16 protein-coding genes are annotated in these 14,053 nt (G+C 69.8%); 9 read left to right on the forward strand and 7 right to left on the reverse strand.

The window, feature by feature from the left end:
* The first annotated feature begins 165 nt into the window (after positions 1-165).
* Positions 166-606 carry a DUF1801 domain-containing protein gene (locus A2790_RS11040; protein WP_293391208.1) on the forward strand — a complete coding sequence of 147 codons (441 nt, stop codon included), beginning with the start codon at positions 166-168 and terminating at the stop codon, positions 604-606.
* A gap of 13 nt (positions 607-619) precedes the next feature.
* Here A2790_RS11040 and A2790_RS11045 read toward each other — a convergent pair whose 3' ends face one another.
* Positions 620-1,510 carry a LysR family transcriptional regulator gene (locus A2790_RS11045; protein WP_293391211.1) on the reverse strand — a complete coding sequence of 297 codons (891 nt, stop codon included), beginning with the start codon at positions 1,508-1,510 and terminating at the stop codon, positions 620-622.
* A gap of 215 nt (positions 1,511-1,725) precedes the next feature.
* Here A2790_RS11045 and A2790_RS11050 point away from each other — a divergent pair, with 215 nt between their 5' ends.
* Both A2790_RS11050 and A2790_RS11055 read left to right on the forward strand, forming a co-directional pair.
* On the forward strand, positions 1,726-2,136 hold the full coding sequence (locus tag A2790_RS11050; RefSeq protein WP_293391214.1) for a nuclear transport factor 2 family protein: 411 nt from the start codon (positions 1,726-1,728) through the stop codon (positions 2,134-2,136).
* Positions 2,133-2,576 carry a hypothetical protein gene (locus A2790_RS11055; protein WP_293391217.1) on the forward strand — a complete coding sequence of 148 codons (444 nt, stop codon included), beginning with the start codon at positions 2,133-2,135 and terminating at the stop codon, positions 2,574-2,576. The genes A2790_RS11050 and A2790_RS11055 overlap by 4 nt, the downstream gene beginning before the upstream one ends.
* A 21-nt stretch (positions 2,577-2,597) precedes the next feature.
* On the opposite strand, the gene arsB is transcribed toward A2790_RS11055, so the two are convergent.
* Positions 2,598-3,671 (reverse strand): ACR3 family arsenite efflux transporter, encoded by a 1,074-nt coding sequence (gene arsB, locus A2790_RS11060; protein ID WP_293391451.1) that lies wholly within the window; start codon positions 3,669-3,671, stop codon positions 2,598-2,600.
* A 23-nt stretch (positions 3,672-3,694) separates the two neighbouring features.
* The gene (locus A2790_RS11065; RefSeq protein WP_293391219.1) at positions 3,695-4,039 is read right to left on the reverse strand and encodes a metalloregulator ArsR/SmtB family transcription factor; all 345 of its coding nucleotides are present in this window, start codon (positions 4,037-4,039) and stop codon (positions 3,695-3,697) included.
* Positions 4,040-4,138: 99 nt separating this feature from the next.
* Here A2790_RS11065 and A2790_RS11070 point away from each other — a divergent pair, with 99 nt between their 5' ends.
* The 4 genes from A2790_RS11070 (at position 4,139) to A2790_RS11085 (ending at position 7,849) form a co-directional block, all read left to right on the forward strand.
* Entirely contained in the window at positions 4,139-4,609 is a 471-nt protein-coding gene (locus A2790_RS11070) for an ArsI/CadI family heavy metal resistance metalloenzyme (protein WP_293391223.1), read from the forward strand.
* A gap of 50 nt (positions 4,610-4,659) precedes the next feature.
* The gene (locus A2790_RS11075; protein ID WP_293391226.1) at positions 4,660-4,977 is read left to right on the forward strand and encodes a metalloregulator ArsR/SmtB family transcription factor; all 318 of its coding nucleotides are present in this window, start codon (positions 4,660-4,662) and stop codon (positions 4,975-4,977) included.
* Between the two features lie 69 nt (positions 4,978-5,046).
* Entirely contained in the window at positions 5,047-5,463 is a 417-nt protein-coding gene (locus tag A2790_RS11080) for a cupin domain-containing protein (protein ID WP_293391229.1), read from the forward strand.
* Between the two features lie 148 nt (positions 5,464-5,611).
* A complete protein-coding gene (locus tag A2790_RS11085) occupies positions 5,612-7,849 on the forward strand; it encodes a TonB-dependent receptor (RefSeq protein WP_293391232.1) in 2,238 nt (745 codons plus the stop codon).
* A gap of 131 nt (positions 7,850-7,980) precedes the next feature.
* Here A2790_RS11085 and recQ read toward each other — a convergent pair whose 3' ends face one another.
* The 3 genes from recQ to A2790_RS11100 form a co-directional block, all read right to left on the reverse strand.
* The gene (recQ, locus tag A2790_RS11090; RefSeq protein ID WP_293391235.1) at positions 7,981-9,831 is read right to left on the reverse strand and encodes a DNA helicase RecQ; all 1,851 of its coding nucleotides are present in this window, start codon (positions 9,829-9,831) and stop codon (positions 7,981-7,983) included.
* Between the two features lie 58 nt (positions 9,832-9,889).
* Positions 9,890-10,354: a BLUF domain-containing protein gene (locus tag A2790_RS11095; protein WP_293391237.1), complete on the reverse strand. Its 465-nt coding sequence runs from the start codon at positions 10,352-10,354 to the stop codon at positions 9,890-9,892.
* A gap of 78 nt (positions 10,355-10,432) precedes the next feature.
* Positions 10,433-12,172: an amidohydrolase family protein gene (locus tag A2790_RS11100; protein WP_293391240.1), complete on the reverse strand. Its 1,740-nt coding sequence runs from the start codon at positions 12,170-12,172 to the stop codon at positions 10,433-10,435.
* A 134-nt stretch (positions 12,173-12,306) separates the two neighbouring features.
* Here A2790_RS11100 and A2790_RS11105 point away from each other — a divergent pair, with 134 nt between their 5' ends.
* Positions 12,307-12,435, forward strand: a complete 129-nt coding sequence (locus A2790_RS11105; protein ID WP_293391243.1) for a hypothetical protein — start codon at positions 12,307-12,309, stop codon at positions 12,433-12,435.
* Here A2790_RS11105 and A2790_RS11110 read toward each other — a convergent pair.
* Positions 12,432-12,881 carry a hypothetical protein gene (locus tag A2790_RS11110; protein WP_293391246.1) on the reverse strand — a complete coding sequence of 150 codons (450 nt, stop codon included), beginning with the start codon at positions 12,879-12,881 and terminating at the stop codon, positions 12,432-12,434. The two genes, A2790_RS11105 and A2790_RS11110, sit on opposite strands and share 4 nt — an antisense overlap.
* A gap of 39 nt (positions 12,882-12,920) precedes the next feature.
* On the opposite strand from A2790_RS11110, the gene A2790_RS11115 reads away from it, so the two are divergent.
* Positions 12,921-14,042 carry a DNA cytosine methyltransferase gene (locus A2790_RS11115; protein WP_293391249.1) on the forward strand — a complete coding sequence of 374 codons (1,122 nt, stop codon included), beginning with the start codon at positions 12,921-12,923 and terminating at the stop codon, positions 14,040-14,042.
* Positions 14,043-14,053 lie beyond the last annotated feature (11 nt).

Below are 14,053 nucleotides of genomic sequence, written 5' to 3' on the forward strand. Positions count from 1 at the left end.
TCGGCGGCTGTCGGGCGAGCGCCGGATCGGTCATCGCGATCCGTTCCGCGGACCAGGGGGGTGGACAAGGCGTCCCGCGGGTCTTTGCATCGGTCTGAAGCTAGCGACGAGAGCGTTCAAACCTGAAGTTCTCGCAGATGGCGAAGACACGCACGGGAGGCTCGGATGGTGAAGGCTGATAACCGATCGGGATCGGCGGACGGCGAGCCGGTGCTCCTCTCCGGGGGCAATCCGCAGATCCCCAAGGGCTATGGGGACGAACCCGTCCAGCGCTACATCGCCGCCATGCCGGGATGGAAGCGCCGCGTCGGGGAACGGCTCGACGCGCTGATCGTCGGCGCCGTTCCCGGCGTGCAGAAGGCGGTGAAGTGGAACTCCCCCTTCTATGGCGTGGAGAAGGACGCCTGGTTCCTGAGCTTCCACTGCTTCACCAAGTACGTGAAGGTCACCTTCTTCCGGGGCGCCTCGCTCGATCCGCGGCCACCCGGAGCATCCAAGCACGAGCAGGTCCGATATCTCGACATCCGTGAGGATGACGCCATCGACGAAGCGCAGTTCACCGACTGGCTGAAACAGGCGAGCCGCCTCCCCGGCGAACGGATGTGAGCGATTCGGCTCCCTATCCCTCAGCCAGCTGGTCGAGCATCCAGGACAGTCCGGCGTCGGCGAGGGCGGGGAGGGGAACCGTTGCGTTGAGGCGGAAGCGGCCGAGCGGCAGAGGCGGCTCCAGGCCGACCACGCCGAACCTTGGTCCGTATGTCGCCGCAAAACGCCGCGGTAAGGCGCACACCATGTCGGACTCGGCCACCAGGGTCAGGGCGAACATGAAATTCGGCGCGGTGAGCGCGATCCGCCGCGCGCGGCCCTCGCGCGCCAGGACGACGTCGACGAAACCGTAGGGGTCGCCTGTGGCGGACACCACCAGATGCGGTAGGGCGCAATAGGCGTCGAGGTCGAGCCGGTCTGCGGCCGGGTGTCCCATGCGTACGGCGGCGACGAAATCCTCCTCGAAGACGGCTTGCCGGTGGAAGCGCACGGGGATGTCGTCGAGGGGGATGACGGCAATGTCGAGGGTCCGCGCTTCCAGCTCGTCGAAGGCGCCGCGCCAGGCGCGGACCGGGTTCGTCTCGCCTTCGAGCGGCAGCAACTGCCGTACGCCGAGATCGATGTGCGGGGCGGTGGACCTCAGCCGCGTGAGCAGAGGCGGTACGATGACCGCCGACACGCCGTCCGGGGCGCCCACGACGAAGCGGCGGCGGGAGCTCGCAGGATCGAACGGCGCGACGCTGGCCAGAACTCCGCGCGCACCCGCCAGGACCCCGGCGATGGGCTCCGCCAGCTGAACCGCGCGATCCGTGGGCGTGACGCCCCTGGGGGTCCGAATGAAGAGAGGATCGCCCAGCAACCGGCGCAGCCGGCCGAGGCCGTGACTGACCGCCGAGGGCGAAAGGCTCAGTCGCTGCGCCGCGCGACCGACGTGGCGTTCCTCCAGCACCGCTTCGAACAGCACAAGCAGGTTGAGGTCCGCTCGGGATAGATCAATTTCATGCAGCATGTCGCTGCAGTCATATCATTGGATTCAGCAATGCGCTTCATGGCCATTCCTTCGTCATCGCAAGACGGAGCAAGACCATGTCCATATCCCGGCGCGCAGTGTGCGCAGGCGGTCTAGCGGCTGCGCCAGCCGCTATCGCGGCGGAGCCGACCCTCTCAGATCTCGTCAGGATGTCCGAAAGTGCGAACGACGCGCTGATGCGGGGCGACATCGACCGCTACCGGGCGCTCCTGCGCCTGGACGAGGATTTCGTGCTGATGTCGCCCTTTGGCGGTGAGCCCTCACGCCGCCCTGCGAACGAGGCGGCCTGGGCGTCGCTCGGTGCGTTGTTCGCGAACGGGTCGCTCACGCAGCAGCTCGTCCACGCGTGGAAAGGGGCCGATATGGCGACGCTGGCCGTGATCGAGCGCGCCCGCGTGGAGGTCGGGGGACTGCCGGCGCAGGACTGGGCCCTGCGGGTGACGCTGGTCTACCGCCGCTCCGCGGAGGGATGGGCGCTGGTTCACCGTCATGCGGATCCGCTGGCCCACGGCATCAGCCTGCGCCAGGCGGCGGCGCTTGGACGGGGCGCGACGCCATGATGGCCGACCAATGGATTCTGAGCGGGTGGGTGGCCCTGGTGTTCTGGGTCTTGGGGCAGATCTGGTTTTGCCAGATCGTCATCTACCCCCTCTTCGCCAAGGTCGGCGAGGCCGAGTATGTCGCCTATCACCGCTTCTATTCCCGCCGCATTCCGTTGCCGGTCATCCTGCCGGGCTTTGCGAGTTTCCTGGCCCCCATCCCGTTGGCGTTATGGGGTCCGCCCGTCGCCGCGTGGATGAGCGCCGCGAACATCGCCGCCGGCGCCGTCGGGCTGGCGGTGACGGTGCTCCTGGCCATACCGCGTCACAACCGAATGGAACGGACCGGGCGCGACGCGGCGGTCATCGCTGAACTGGTTCGCTTCAACTGGCCGCGCACCCTATCCATCACGGCTCAGGCCGGGATCACGCTGGGCATGCTTTCGCAGGCGAGCGGGTGACGATGGTCTGCGTGGCTGCTTTTATCTCGACGGCGGGGCGCCGCTTTCCGTCACCGCCACCCGGCGAACCGCCGCGCCGCGCTCGTACCAGCCCCGGCTGCGGTTCACGATCGCCACTACGGTCAGCATGACCGGCACCTCCACCAGCACGCCCACCACCGTGGCCAGGGCCGCGCCCGACGAGAAGCCGAAGAGGCTGATGGCGGCGGCGACGGCGAGCTCGAAGAAGTTGCTGGCGCCGATCAGGGCGGATGGGCCGGCGACGCAATGCGCCTCGCCGGTGGCCCGGTTCAGCAGGTAGGCAAGGCCCGCGTTGAGATAGACTTGGATCAGGATGGGCACGGCCAGCATGGCGATGATCGCCGGCTGCGAGAGGATCTGTTCGCCCTGGAAGCCGAACAGCAGGACCAGCGTCGCGAGCAGGGCCGTGAGCGAGACGGGGCCGATCCGCGCCAGGACCCGCTGCAGCTCCGCCTCCCCGCCGCGGCGCAGCAGGGCCTTGCGCAGGAGCTGGGCCAGGACGACCGGGACGACGATGTAGAGTCCCACCGACAGCAGCAGCGTCTCCCAGGGGACGGTGATCGCCGAGAGGCCGAGCAGCAGGCCGACGATCGGCGCGAAGGCCACGATCATGATGGCGTCGTTCACCGCCACCTGGCTGAGCGTGAAATTGGGTTCGCCCCGGGTCAGGTTGCTCCAAACGAACACCATGGCGGTGCACGGCGCGGCGGCCAGCAGGATCAGTCCGGCGACATAGCTGTCGATCTGGTCTGCCGGCAGGTAGGGACGGAACAGCCAGCCGATGAAGATGGCGCCCAGGGCGGCCATGGAGAACGGCTTCACCGCCCAGTTGACGAACAGGGTGACGCCGATGCCGCGCCAGTGCCGGCTCACCGCGCGCATGGCGCCGAAGTCGACCTTCATCAGCATCGGCACGATCATCAGCCAGATCAGCCCCGCAACCGGCAGGTTCACCCGGGCGACCTCGGCCGCGCCGATGGCCTGGAAGGCGGCGGGGAAGAGATGGCCGAGCCCGACGCCGGTCACGATGCAGAGGCCCACCCAGACAGTGAGGAACCGCTCGAAGCGCGACATGGGCCGGGGCGCGTCTTGGCTGCTCACTGGGCGGCCTCGCAGCGCTGGCCGGCGATCGAGGCGAGGGGCGCGCAGATCTCCGGCGCTCCGCCGCAGCAGTCTTCCATCAGGAAGGCCAGCAGCTCGCGCATGGCGTCGTAGTTCGCTGTGTAGATGATCGAGCGACCGTCCCGTCGCGACGCGATCAGGCCCGCGTGGCTCAGGATGTTGAGGTTCGCGGAAAGGGAGCTAGGCGGCGATCCCAGCGCCCGCGCGATCTCGCCGGCGGCCAGGCCCTCGGGGCCGCGTTGGACCAGCAATCGGAACACGGCGAGCCGGCCATCGTGGGCCAGGGCGGACAGGCGGGGGACGGCGGATTTCACTTCCATGATTCCATCATAGCAGAATTATCGAAAGAAACGGCTTGACAGTCCGTAGGCATGATATACTTCGAAGAAACCAGAAATGTAGTTCTTTGGAGACGTCCCATGAAGCGCATGCACCTCCACGTGAGCGTTCCCGACCTCGCCCAGTCGATGCAGTTCTACGAAACCCTGTTCGGCGCGCCGCCGACGGTGGTGAAGGACGACTACGCCAAGTGGCAGCTCGACGATCCGCTGGCGAATTTCGCCATCTCCGCGCGCGGGGCGGCGGTCGGCGTCGACCACGTCGGCATCCAGACGGAGACGGCGGAAGAACTGGCCGCGCTGGCCGGCCGCTTGAAGGCGGCGGGCGCCGAGACGTTCGACCAGACCGCCACGGCCTGCTGCTATGCCCGGTCGGACAAGAGCTGGGTCAACGACCCGGCCGGCGTCCGCTGGGAGACGTTCTACACCTTCGGCGAGGCGACCACCTACGGCGAGGATCCGGAACTGCTCGCCGCCGCGCCCGCGGCGGACGCATCGGCCACGGCCTGCTGCGGCGCGGCTCCGAAGACCGAGGCGCCGGCCTGCTGCTGACGCGGCGGGCTCGATTGACCGGCCGGCCAGGCGGGACCTACACGGACAGTATGTCGGTCCTTCCTGAACGCGACGCCGTCGCCGGGCTCGCCGCCCTGGGCAGCCCGACACGGCTGCGCCTGTTCCGGCTGCTGGTGCGGGCCGGCGAGCCGGGGGCCAAGGTTACCGACCTTGTCCGGCTGATGGCGACGCCCGCCTCGACCCTGTCGCATCACCTCCTGGCCCTCACCCGCGCCGGCCTTGTGCGCCAGGAGCGCCGGGGGCGGGAGGTGATCTGCACGGCCGACTACGCCCGGGTGGCCGCCCTCGCGGCATACCTCACCGACTCCTGCTGTGTGGGCTTGGACGGCGCGGACCCGAAGGACTGAGGGCGCGGGGCGCGCTCTCTCCTTGGGAGCAGAGGGCCGCGGGTTCAGGGTGCGGCCCGGAGGATTCCCATGCGCAACCTGCTCGCCGCCACGCTTTTCCTTGCAGCCCTTGCCGCTGGCCCCGCCACTGCCGCGCCGCCCGCCGTCATCGTCGACGAGACCAAGGTGGTGCGGCAGGAGCCGCCGCCGCACGGCGCGATCGGGATGAGCACCGCCTACCGGATCAGCGACGCCGTGCCGAACCGGACCATGGAGTTCCGCAAGCGCGTGCTGCACGTGGGGGCGGCCATCGGCCCGCACCCGATCGCCCACGACGAGGTCTACTACGTGCTGGCCGGCGAAGGCGAAGTCGTCTCCGACGGCGTGAAGGCGCGGCTGACCCCGGGTATGGCGGCCTACCTCTACACGGGCGCGGTGGTGGGCATCCGTCAGACCGGCGCCGACGAGCTCGCGCTGATCATATCGTACCCGGTGGTGAAGCCCTGAGGTTCGCACAACACTGTTGCGTCGCGATCACGCTGCGCGACAGAATTGTGACATACCGGCCGAGACCGCACGCGCGAGCGCCCGGCGTGGTGTAGCTAGGGCCTCGGAAGGCGAGCTCCCAGTCGCCTGAAGAACCAGAGGTCCTCTCATGAAGACGCCCGCGTCGCTGCGCGCCCTGTTGGCTGCCAGCGCCTCCGTCACTGTGTTTGCGTTGACGTCCCCGGCCATGGCGGCTCAGGCCGACACCGAAGTGGGCGAGGTGCTGGTCACCGCCCAGAAGAAATCCGAGAACATCAACGACGTACCGCTGGCGGTGACCGCGGTGAGCGGCGAGAAGCTGGACGCGATCCGCTCCTCCGGCGGCGACATCCGGGTCTTCTCGGCCCGCGTCCCCAGCCTGACCATGGAGTCCAGCTTCGGCCGGACCTTCCCGCGCCCCTACATCCGCGGCCTGGGCAATACCGACTTCGACCTGAACGCCAGCCAGCCGGTCTCCTTCGTCTATGACGAGGTCGTGCTCGAGACCCCGGTGCTGAAGGGCTTCCCGCTGTTCGACATCGACCAGGTCGAAGTGCTGAAGGGCCCGCAAGGCACCCTGTTCGGCCGCAACACGCCTGCCGGCGTGCTGAAGTTCGACAGCGCCAAGCCGACCCAGACCTTCGAAGGCTACGCCCAGGCGTCCTACGCCACCCATTCCACGATCAACGCCGAGGGCGCGGCCTCCGGCCCGATCGTCGAGGGGCTGCTGGCCGGCCGCCTGTCGGCCATCTACCAGCACCGCGACAACTGGGTGGACAACACCCTGACCCCCAAGAAGAACGACAGCGAGGGCTACGACCAGTTCGCCATCCGCGGCCAGCTGCTGTTCACCCCGACCGAAGACCTCTCGGCGCTGCTGAACCTGCACTACCAGCACCTGGACGGCACCCCGCGGGTCTTCCGGGCCAACATCATCCAGCCTGGCACCAACAACTTCGTCCCGGGCTTCAAGCGCGACGAGATCAGCCAGGACGCCCAGGGCCGCGCGGTCCAGAAGATCGAGTCCGCCGGCGCCAGCCTGAAGCTGGACTACGACTTCGGCGAGGGCATGCCGACCCTGACCTCGATCACCGCCTATGAGCGGGTCGACGCCTATTCGCGCGGCGACATCGACGGCGGCTTTGGCGCGGTCTTCGCCCCGCCCTCCGGCCCGGGCTTCATCCCGTTCCCGGCGGAAAGCGCGGACGGCATCCCGTTCCACCGCCAGTTCACCCAGGAAGTGCGTCTGGCCGGCCAGAACGGCCCGCTCGGCTACACCGTCGGGGCTTTCTATTTCAATGAAAGCATCAAGATCGACAGCTTCGACTACAACACCCTGGCTGGCGGCGCCCTGCAGGGCTACGCCTATCAGAACCAGAAGAGCGAGAGCTGGGCGCTGTTCGCGAACCTGGACTACGACGTCAGCGAGCGGCTGAACGTCGGCGGCGGCATCCGCTATTCCGACGACAAGAAGGACTTCCTGGCCCAGCGCACGCTGTCGCCGTTCGGCGCCCCGGCCACGGCCATCCTGCGTGCGAACCCGGACACCAGCGAGGTCAGCTTCAATGTCAACGCCACCTATGCGGTGAGCGACGACGTGAACGTCTACGCCCGCGTGGCCCGCGGCTATCGCGCCCCATCGATCCAGGGCCGCCTGGTGTTCGGCGACACGCTGTCGGTCGCCGACAAGGAGACGGTGATGTCGTACGAGGCTGGCGTGAAGGGCACGCTGCCCAACGCCCGCGCCCGCTTCGACGCCGCCGTGTTCTATTACCGCGCGAACGACCTGCAGATCACCGCGGTCGGCGGGGGCGCGAACTTCAACCGCCTGCTCAACGCCGACAAGGCGGTGGGCTACGGCTTCGAGTTCAACGCCGAGGCCGAGCCGGTGGACCGCCTCGTCCTGACGGCGGGCCTCTCGTACAACAACACCGAGATCAAGGATCCGAACCTGTTCACCCAGCCCTGCGGCGGCGGCTGCACGGTGCTGGATCCGGCGGGCCCGATCGCCGGCACGGTGCGCATCGACGGCAACAGCCTGCCGAATGCGCCCAAGTGGATCGCCAACGTGACGGCGGGCTACTCGTGGCCGGTGGGCGAGGGCGAGATCTTCGTCTTCACCGACTGGGCCTACCGCTCCAAGGTCAACTTCTTCCTCTACCAGTCGGCCGAGTTCAGCGACGACAAGCTGCTGGAAGGCGGTCTGCGTCTGGGCTACCGCGCGCCGGGCGAGCGTTGGGAAGTGGCCGCCTTCGGCCGCAACATCACCAACGACAAGTCGCTGGAAGGCGGCATCGACTTCAACAACCTGACCGGCTTCGTGAACGACCCGCGCATCATCGGCGTGGAAGTGAAGACGAAGTTCTAGGCTGAAGTTGCTCCCCCTCCGGGGGAGCTCCCGCAAAGCGGGTGAGGGGGTCTGTCCACATCGTGGCGGACCCCCTCCGTCCCGGCGCTCAGCGCCGAGCCACCTCCCCCGGCGGGGGAGGAATGTTCAATTCAGGCAAACCCGCCCACCACCTCCAGCACCGCCTCGCCGTAGTGCGCGAGCTTGGCCTCGCCGACGCCGTTGAGGCGGGCGAGGGCGGCGCGGGAGCCGGGTTTGGCGGCGGCGATCTCCGCCAGCGTGCGGTCGTGGAAGATGACGTAGGGCGGCACGTGCTGGGCCTTGGCCTCGGAGGCCCGCCAGGCACGCAGGGCCTCGAACAGCGCCTGATCGCCGGCGCCGACCACGGTGGCCTCGCGCCCCTTCCGGCGGCCGCGGGTGGCGGCGCGCGCCTCGGGCCCCTCCGGTTGCTTGCGCATCGCTACCCGCTGTTCCCCGCGGAACACGGCGCGGACGGCCTCGGCGTCGCCCAGGCCCACCAGAGGCCGGCCGTCGTTGGGGTCCTCGCGCAGCAGGCCCTCGAACAGCAGTTGTTCGGTAAGGTCCCGCCACTGGGTCGCCGACAGTTCTTGGCCGATGCCCCAGGTGGAAAGCCCGGCCTCCCAGTCGCTCACGTCCTTGGTCTTGCCTAGCAGGTGATCGACCAGCCGGCCGCGGCCATAGCGCCCCTGCAGCCGGTGGGCGGCCGAAAGGGCCTTCTGCGCCGCCTCGGTGGCGTCGGTGGTCTCCACGGTCCCAAGGCAAAGGTCGCACTGGCCGCAGGGCTCGACCCCCTCCTCGCCGAAATAGCGGCGCACGGCGGCGGCCCGGCACCCGGAGCCGTCCAGCATGGCGTAGAGCTGGCGCACCTTGCGCACCTGGGCCTGCTTGACGGCCTCGTCCACGTCCCGCTCGCCGATGCGGCGCAGCGCCCAGGACAGGTCCGCCGCGCCATAGAGGGTGATGCCCTCCGCCGGGTCGCCATCGCGCCCGGCGCGGCCGACCTCCTGCCAGTAGGCCTCGATGGCGGCCGGCGGGTCGGCGTGGATCACGAAGCGGACGTCGGGCTTGTCCACCCCCATGCCGAACGCGATCGTCGCCACCATCACCGCGGCGTCGGCCTCCAGGAACTCCTCCAGCCGCTGCGCCCGGATCCGCTTGTCGAGGCCGGCGTGATAGGCCAGGGCCGGCACGCCGGCGTCCCGCAGCGCCTGGGCCAGGCTCTCCGTCTTGTCCCGCGATCCGGCATAGACCACACCAGACCGGCCGGGCCGGGCGGTGACCAGCTCGACCACCTTCTTCTCGACGTTGCCCCGCTTGCGCTCGGCCGAGAGGATCAGCTCGGGCCGGGCGAAGCTGGCCACGAACTCGGCCGACCCCTCCAGCCGCAGTTCGGCGCGGATGTCGTCGCGGGTTCGGGCGTCCGCGGTCGCAGTGACGGCCAGGCGCGGCACGGTGGGAAACAGGTCGGCCAGCCGGCCCAGCATCCGGTACTCGGGCCGGAAGTCGTGGCCCCACTGGCTGACGCAGTGCGCCTCGTCGATGGCGATCAGGGCGAGCGGCGTGCGGCTCAGCCGGTCCAGCATCCAGGGCTGCATCAGACCCTCGGGCGAGACATAGAGCAGGTCCAACTCGCCGGCCTCGATCCGCCGCCAGGTCTCGGCTCGCTCGTCCATCTCGATGTTGGAATCGAGCCGCGCGGCGGCCACGCCCGACTGCACCAGCGCCGCGACCTGGTCGGTCATCAGGGCGATGAGCGGCGAGACCACCAGCCCCAGGCCGGGCCGCACGAGGCTGGGGATCTGGTAGCACAGGCTCTTGCCGCCGCCGGTGGGCAGCACGGCCAGGGCGTTTCGGCCCGCCAGCACCTCGGCGATCACGTCGGCCTGCAGGCCGCGGAAGTCGCTGTGGCCGAAGGTCCGCCGCAGGATGTCCCGCGCTGCGTCCAGCGGGGCGATCTCGGCTTCGGCGGCGGCGGGACTCATCGGGCCTATATGCCGCGCACCGCCGGGCCGCGCCATGCGGCGTTCCGGGTTTTCCCCGCTATCCGGCGGCCGACAGCCGGGTCCGCGACTGAATGTCCCGCACCGCCTTCAGCAGGCGCAGCGCGGACTTGTCCGACAGCGTCGCCGGCGTGAACGCCTGCCGCTGCTCCAAGGCGTCGAGGATCGCATCGTCCCCCGGGCTCATCCGCCGGGCGCACATGTTCCAGTCGGCGAACTCCCGGCGCTCGGCCGGACCGGCCGACAGCACCTTCGCCGTATCGTGGCGGGGATCGTCCACGATCCGGCCATAGGTCGTCATCACCGCCTCGGCCGGCCCTTCCAGCGCCTGGATGAACCATCCGTCGTGGATCAGCAGCAGGCCGGTCACGGCGGCCTCGCGATTATTGCGGATCGACGCCTGGATGATGCGCGAGACCTCGTGGTCAAGGTCCGCCTCCGGAACTCGCTGGCGGCTGGCGTAGATCAGGCGGTGCAGGGTGCGGGGGGCGGAAACGGCGGGCATGCGAACTCCGGGCAGGTTCGCCTTAATGCCTAAGATCGTTGAAGGAACGGCTAATCCGAAGCGTCGGGAACCCGACCCCTACTCCGCGGCCAGCCTCACCGGCGCAGCTTGGCCTCCGCGCAGCAGACGGCCCGGCAGGGCGTCGGTGGGCGTGCCGTCGCGATAGGTCACCTGACCGGCGAGGATGGTGGCCGTATAGCCCTCCGCTCTCTGGATCAGTCGCCGACCGCCCGCCGGCAGGTCGTGCGCCACCTCGGGCGCCTTCAGCTTCAGCCGCCCGTAGTCGATGACGTTGAGGTCGGCGCGGTAGCCCGCCTGGATCACGCCGCGGTCGAACAGCCCCACCGTCTCGGCGGTGTCGCGGCATTGGGCCTTGATCATCCGTTCGATGCTGAGCTTCGGCCCTCGCGTTCGGTCGCGGGTCCAGTGGACCAGGTTGGTCGTGGGGAAACTGCCGTCGCAGATCATGCCGACATGGGCCCCACCGTCCGACAGGCCGGGCACGCAGTCGGGGTGCGTCAGCATCTCGTAGGCCGGGTCCAGGTTGCCGTCGGCGTAGTTCAGGAACGGCAGGTACAGCATGCCGCGGCCGTCGTGGCTCAGCATGTGGTCCAGGGCGATCTCGGCGGGATCGCGTCCGGTCCGCTCGGCCATCGCGGCGACGGTCTGGTCGGCCGTGGGCTCGTAGTCCGGGTCCTCGCCCATGAGGAACATGCCCGCCCAGTTGCGCGGCTGGCTGCCGGCGAAGCTTCGCTGGGCCTCGATCTCCTCGCCGAGCAGGCGGGCGCGGAACGACGGGTCGCGGAGGGCGGCGACGCGCTCGGCCAGTGGCCGGCCGGCGATCTCGCGATAGACGGCGTGCTGGCTGAAGGGGTTCAGCGTCAGCTCCAGGCCGAACAGGATGCCCACCGGCCGGCTGGCGACCTGGGCCCGCATCTGCAGGCCGTCCAGGTTTGCGGCCCGCAACCGCTCGAGCAGGAACTGGTAGCTGCGCGGCGCCTTGGGGCTCTGCAGCAGGCTGAACGACAGCGGCCGGCCCGAGGTCTCCACTAGGCGCCGCAGCATCGCCCATTCCGCTTCAGGGTCCTGGAAGTCGGAAACCACCTGCAGCACGCCCCGCCCCGCGGCGGCCATGCCCATGGCGATGCCGGTCAGCTCGTCCTCGCCCGCCGTCAGGGTGGGGGTCGGCTGGCCGTCGGAAGTGCGGTGATTGAGCGTGCGCGAAGTGGCGAAGCCGATGGCGCCCGCCTCCATGGCGCGCTTGGCGATCGCCGCCATGGCGTGGATGTCGGCCTCCGTCGCTGGCTCGCGGTTGGCGCCCCGCTCGCCCATGACGAACACCCGCAGGGCGGCGTGCGGAAGCTGGCTGCCGATGTCCACGTCGAAGGCCCGGCGCGCCAGGCTGTCGAGATACTCCGGATAGCTCTCCCAGTTCCACGGCAGGCCCTGGCTCAGCACGGGAAAGGGGATGTCCTCCACGCCTTCCATCAGCCTGATGAGCCGGTCGTGGTCCTCACCGCGGCAGGGCGCGAAGCCAACGCCGCAATTGCCCATGACGACCGTGGTCACGCCGTGCCAGGAGGAGGGCTGCATCCGCTGGTCCCAGGTGGCCTGGCCGTCGTAATGCGTGTGTATGTCGACGAAGCCGGGGGTGACGAGCTTGCCCCGCGCGTCGATTTCCTCGGCCCCTGCGCCGGCGATGCGGCCCACGGCGGCGATGCGCCCGTCCTTGACCCCGACGTCCGCCTCGATCGGCGGCGCGCCGGTCCCGTCCACGACGGTCCCGCCCCTCACGACGAGATCGAAGGCCTTCTCCATGGGGCGTCTCCCGTACCGTGTTTTGTGGGTACTTGCCCCCCGTGACGCCGGGTCGGTCAAGCGCCGAAGCGGGAACCCGACCTCGGGCGAGGGATTGCTACGCCCGCCCCGGAAGAAATCCGGATGAGGAGACCATGTCCGTCAAAGCCTTCATCGCGCTCGCCGCCCTGGCCGCCGTGGCCGTCGGTTTCGCGCTGCCCGCGCCGCACCAGGCGGAAGCCCAGCAGGTGGCTCAGGTCCAGATGCTCGAGCTGGAAGACTAGCCGCCTTCGCGGGGCAGCTCGGCGGTCTTCGCGGCGCAGCCGCGGAGCGCCTCATCCAGCAACACCACCTCGGCGCTCATGGGATATTTGAGGTCGCTCATGCCGTCCGAGCACTCGCTGGCATAGAGCGTCACTGTCATCTGGCGTCCATCCGGCGTCTTTGCGACCCAGACGGCGCGGCCGTCGGAGATGGCCGCCCCGGGCGCCTCGGCCGTCAGGTCGGGCCGATCCGGCCGGGTCAGCCGAAAAGCCTTGCCGTCGATGCTGAGCGCCCAGAACGGCTCGGTGCCGCGCGCTGTGATGGGCTTGGAGATGTCCATCGTCGTCCCCACCGGGTTGGCGGTCGCCGGAGCGTCCGCAGGCGGCGGCGCGGGTTTGCCCTCCGGGTCCTGCGGCTGGCAGGCGGCAAGGAGGAGGGCGGCGAGGGCGGCAGGCAGCGTCTTCATCTTCGCGATCTTGGCGCAAATCACGCTAGCGTCCATGGCATGGCGCGGCCTTTCGCCTTCTTTGAGTTCTTCGCAGGCGGCGGCATGGCCCGGCTGGGCCTGGGCGCCGGCTGGTCCTGCGCCTTCGCCAACGACTTCGATGCCGTGAAGGCGGCGACCTATCGCGACAACTTCCCCGACGCGGCGGACCACTTCCACGAGGGCGATGTCTGGAAGCTGTCGGCGGACGACCTGCCCGGCTGCCCCGATCTCGCCTGGGCGTCCAGCCCCTGCCAGGACTTCAGCCTCGCCGGCGCCCGCGCGGGCCTTTCGGGCGGGCGTTCCTCGGCGTTCTTCGGCTTCTGGCGGCTGATGGAGGCGCTGGACGACGCCGGCCGCGCGCCCCGGATCATCGTCATCGAAAACGTGGTCGGCCTGCTCACCTCACACGGCGGGGCCGACTTCGCGGCGCTTGGCGCGGCGCTTGGCGCGCGCGGCTATCGCTTCGGGGCGCTGGAGATCGATGCGGCGAGCCTTCTGCCGCAATCCCGGCCGCGGGTTTTCGTGATCGCGGCTCGGGAGGCGCCCGCCGGCCTGACGGGCGACAGTCCTTTTCAGACCCGCGCCGTCCGCGCGGCCCAGGCCGCGCTCCCGGCCGAGGTCGCCGCCAACTGGATCTGGTGGCGCCTCGCCGCGCCGCCCGCGCGCAATACCGACCTGGCGGCGCTCCTGGAGCCCGACGACGCCGTCCCCTGGCATTCGCCCGAGGAAACAGCGCGCCTGATCGACCTCATGGGCCCCCTGCACCGGGCGCGCCTCGCCGCCGCGACCGGGCGTGCGGTGGGCGCGGTCTTCCGCAGGACGCGCATCGAGCATGGCCGCCCGACCCAGCGCGCCGAGGTGCGGTTCGACGGCCTGGCCGGCTGCCTGCGGACCCCGCGGGGCGGGTCCTCGCGCCAGTCCATCGTAGTGGTGGAGGGGGGACGGGTCCGCTCGCGCCTCCTCAGCCCGCGCGAGGCGGCGCGCCTCATGGGCCTGCCGGACGCCTACGTCCTGCCGCGCACAACGACCGGCGCCCTGCACGTGGCCGGGGACGGGGTCGCGGTCCCCGTCGTCCGCTGGCTGGCGGGCGAGCTGCTGGAGCCTTTACTCCGCCCCGCGGCGGTGATGGCGGCCGAGTAAATCTATAGGCG

Origin of the sequence: Phenylobacterium sp. RIFCSPHIGHO2_01_FULL_69_31 (genome assembly GCF_001824475.1) — a bacterium.
Classification (GTDB): domain Bacteria; phylum Pseudomonadota; class Alphaproteobacteria; order Caulobacterales; family Caulobacteraceae; genus Phenylobacterium.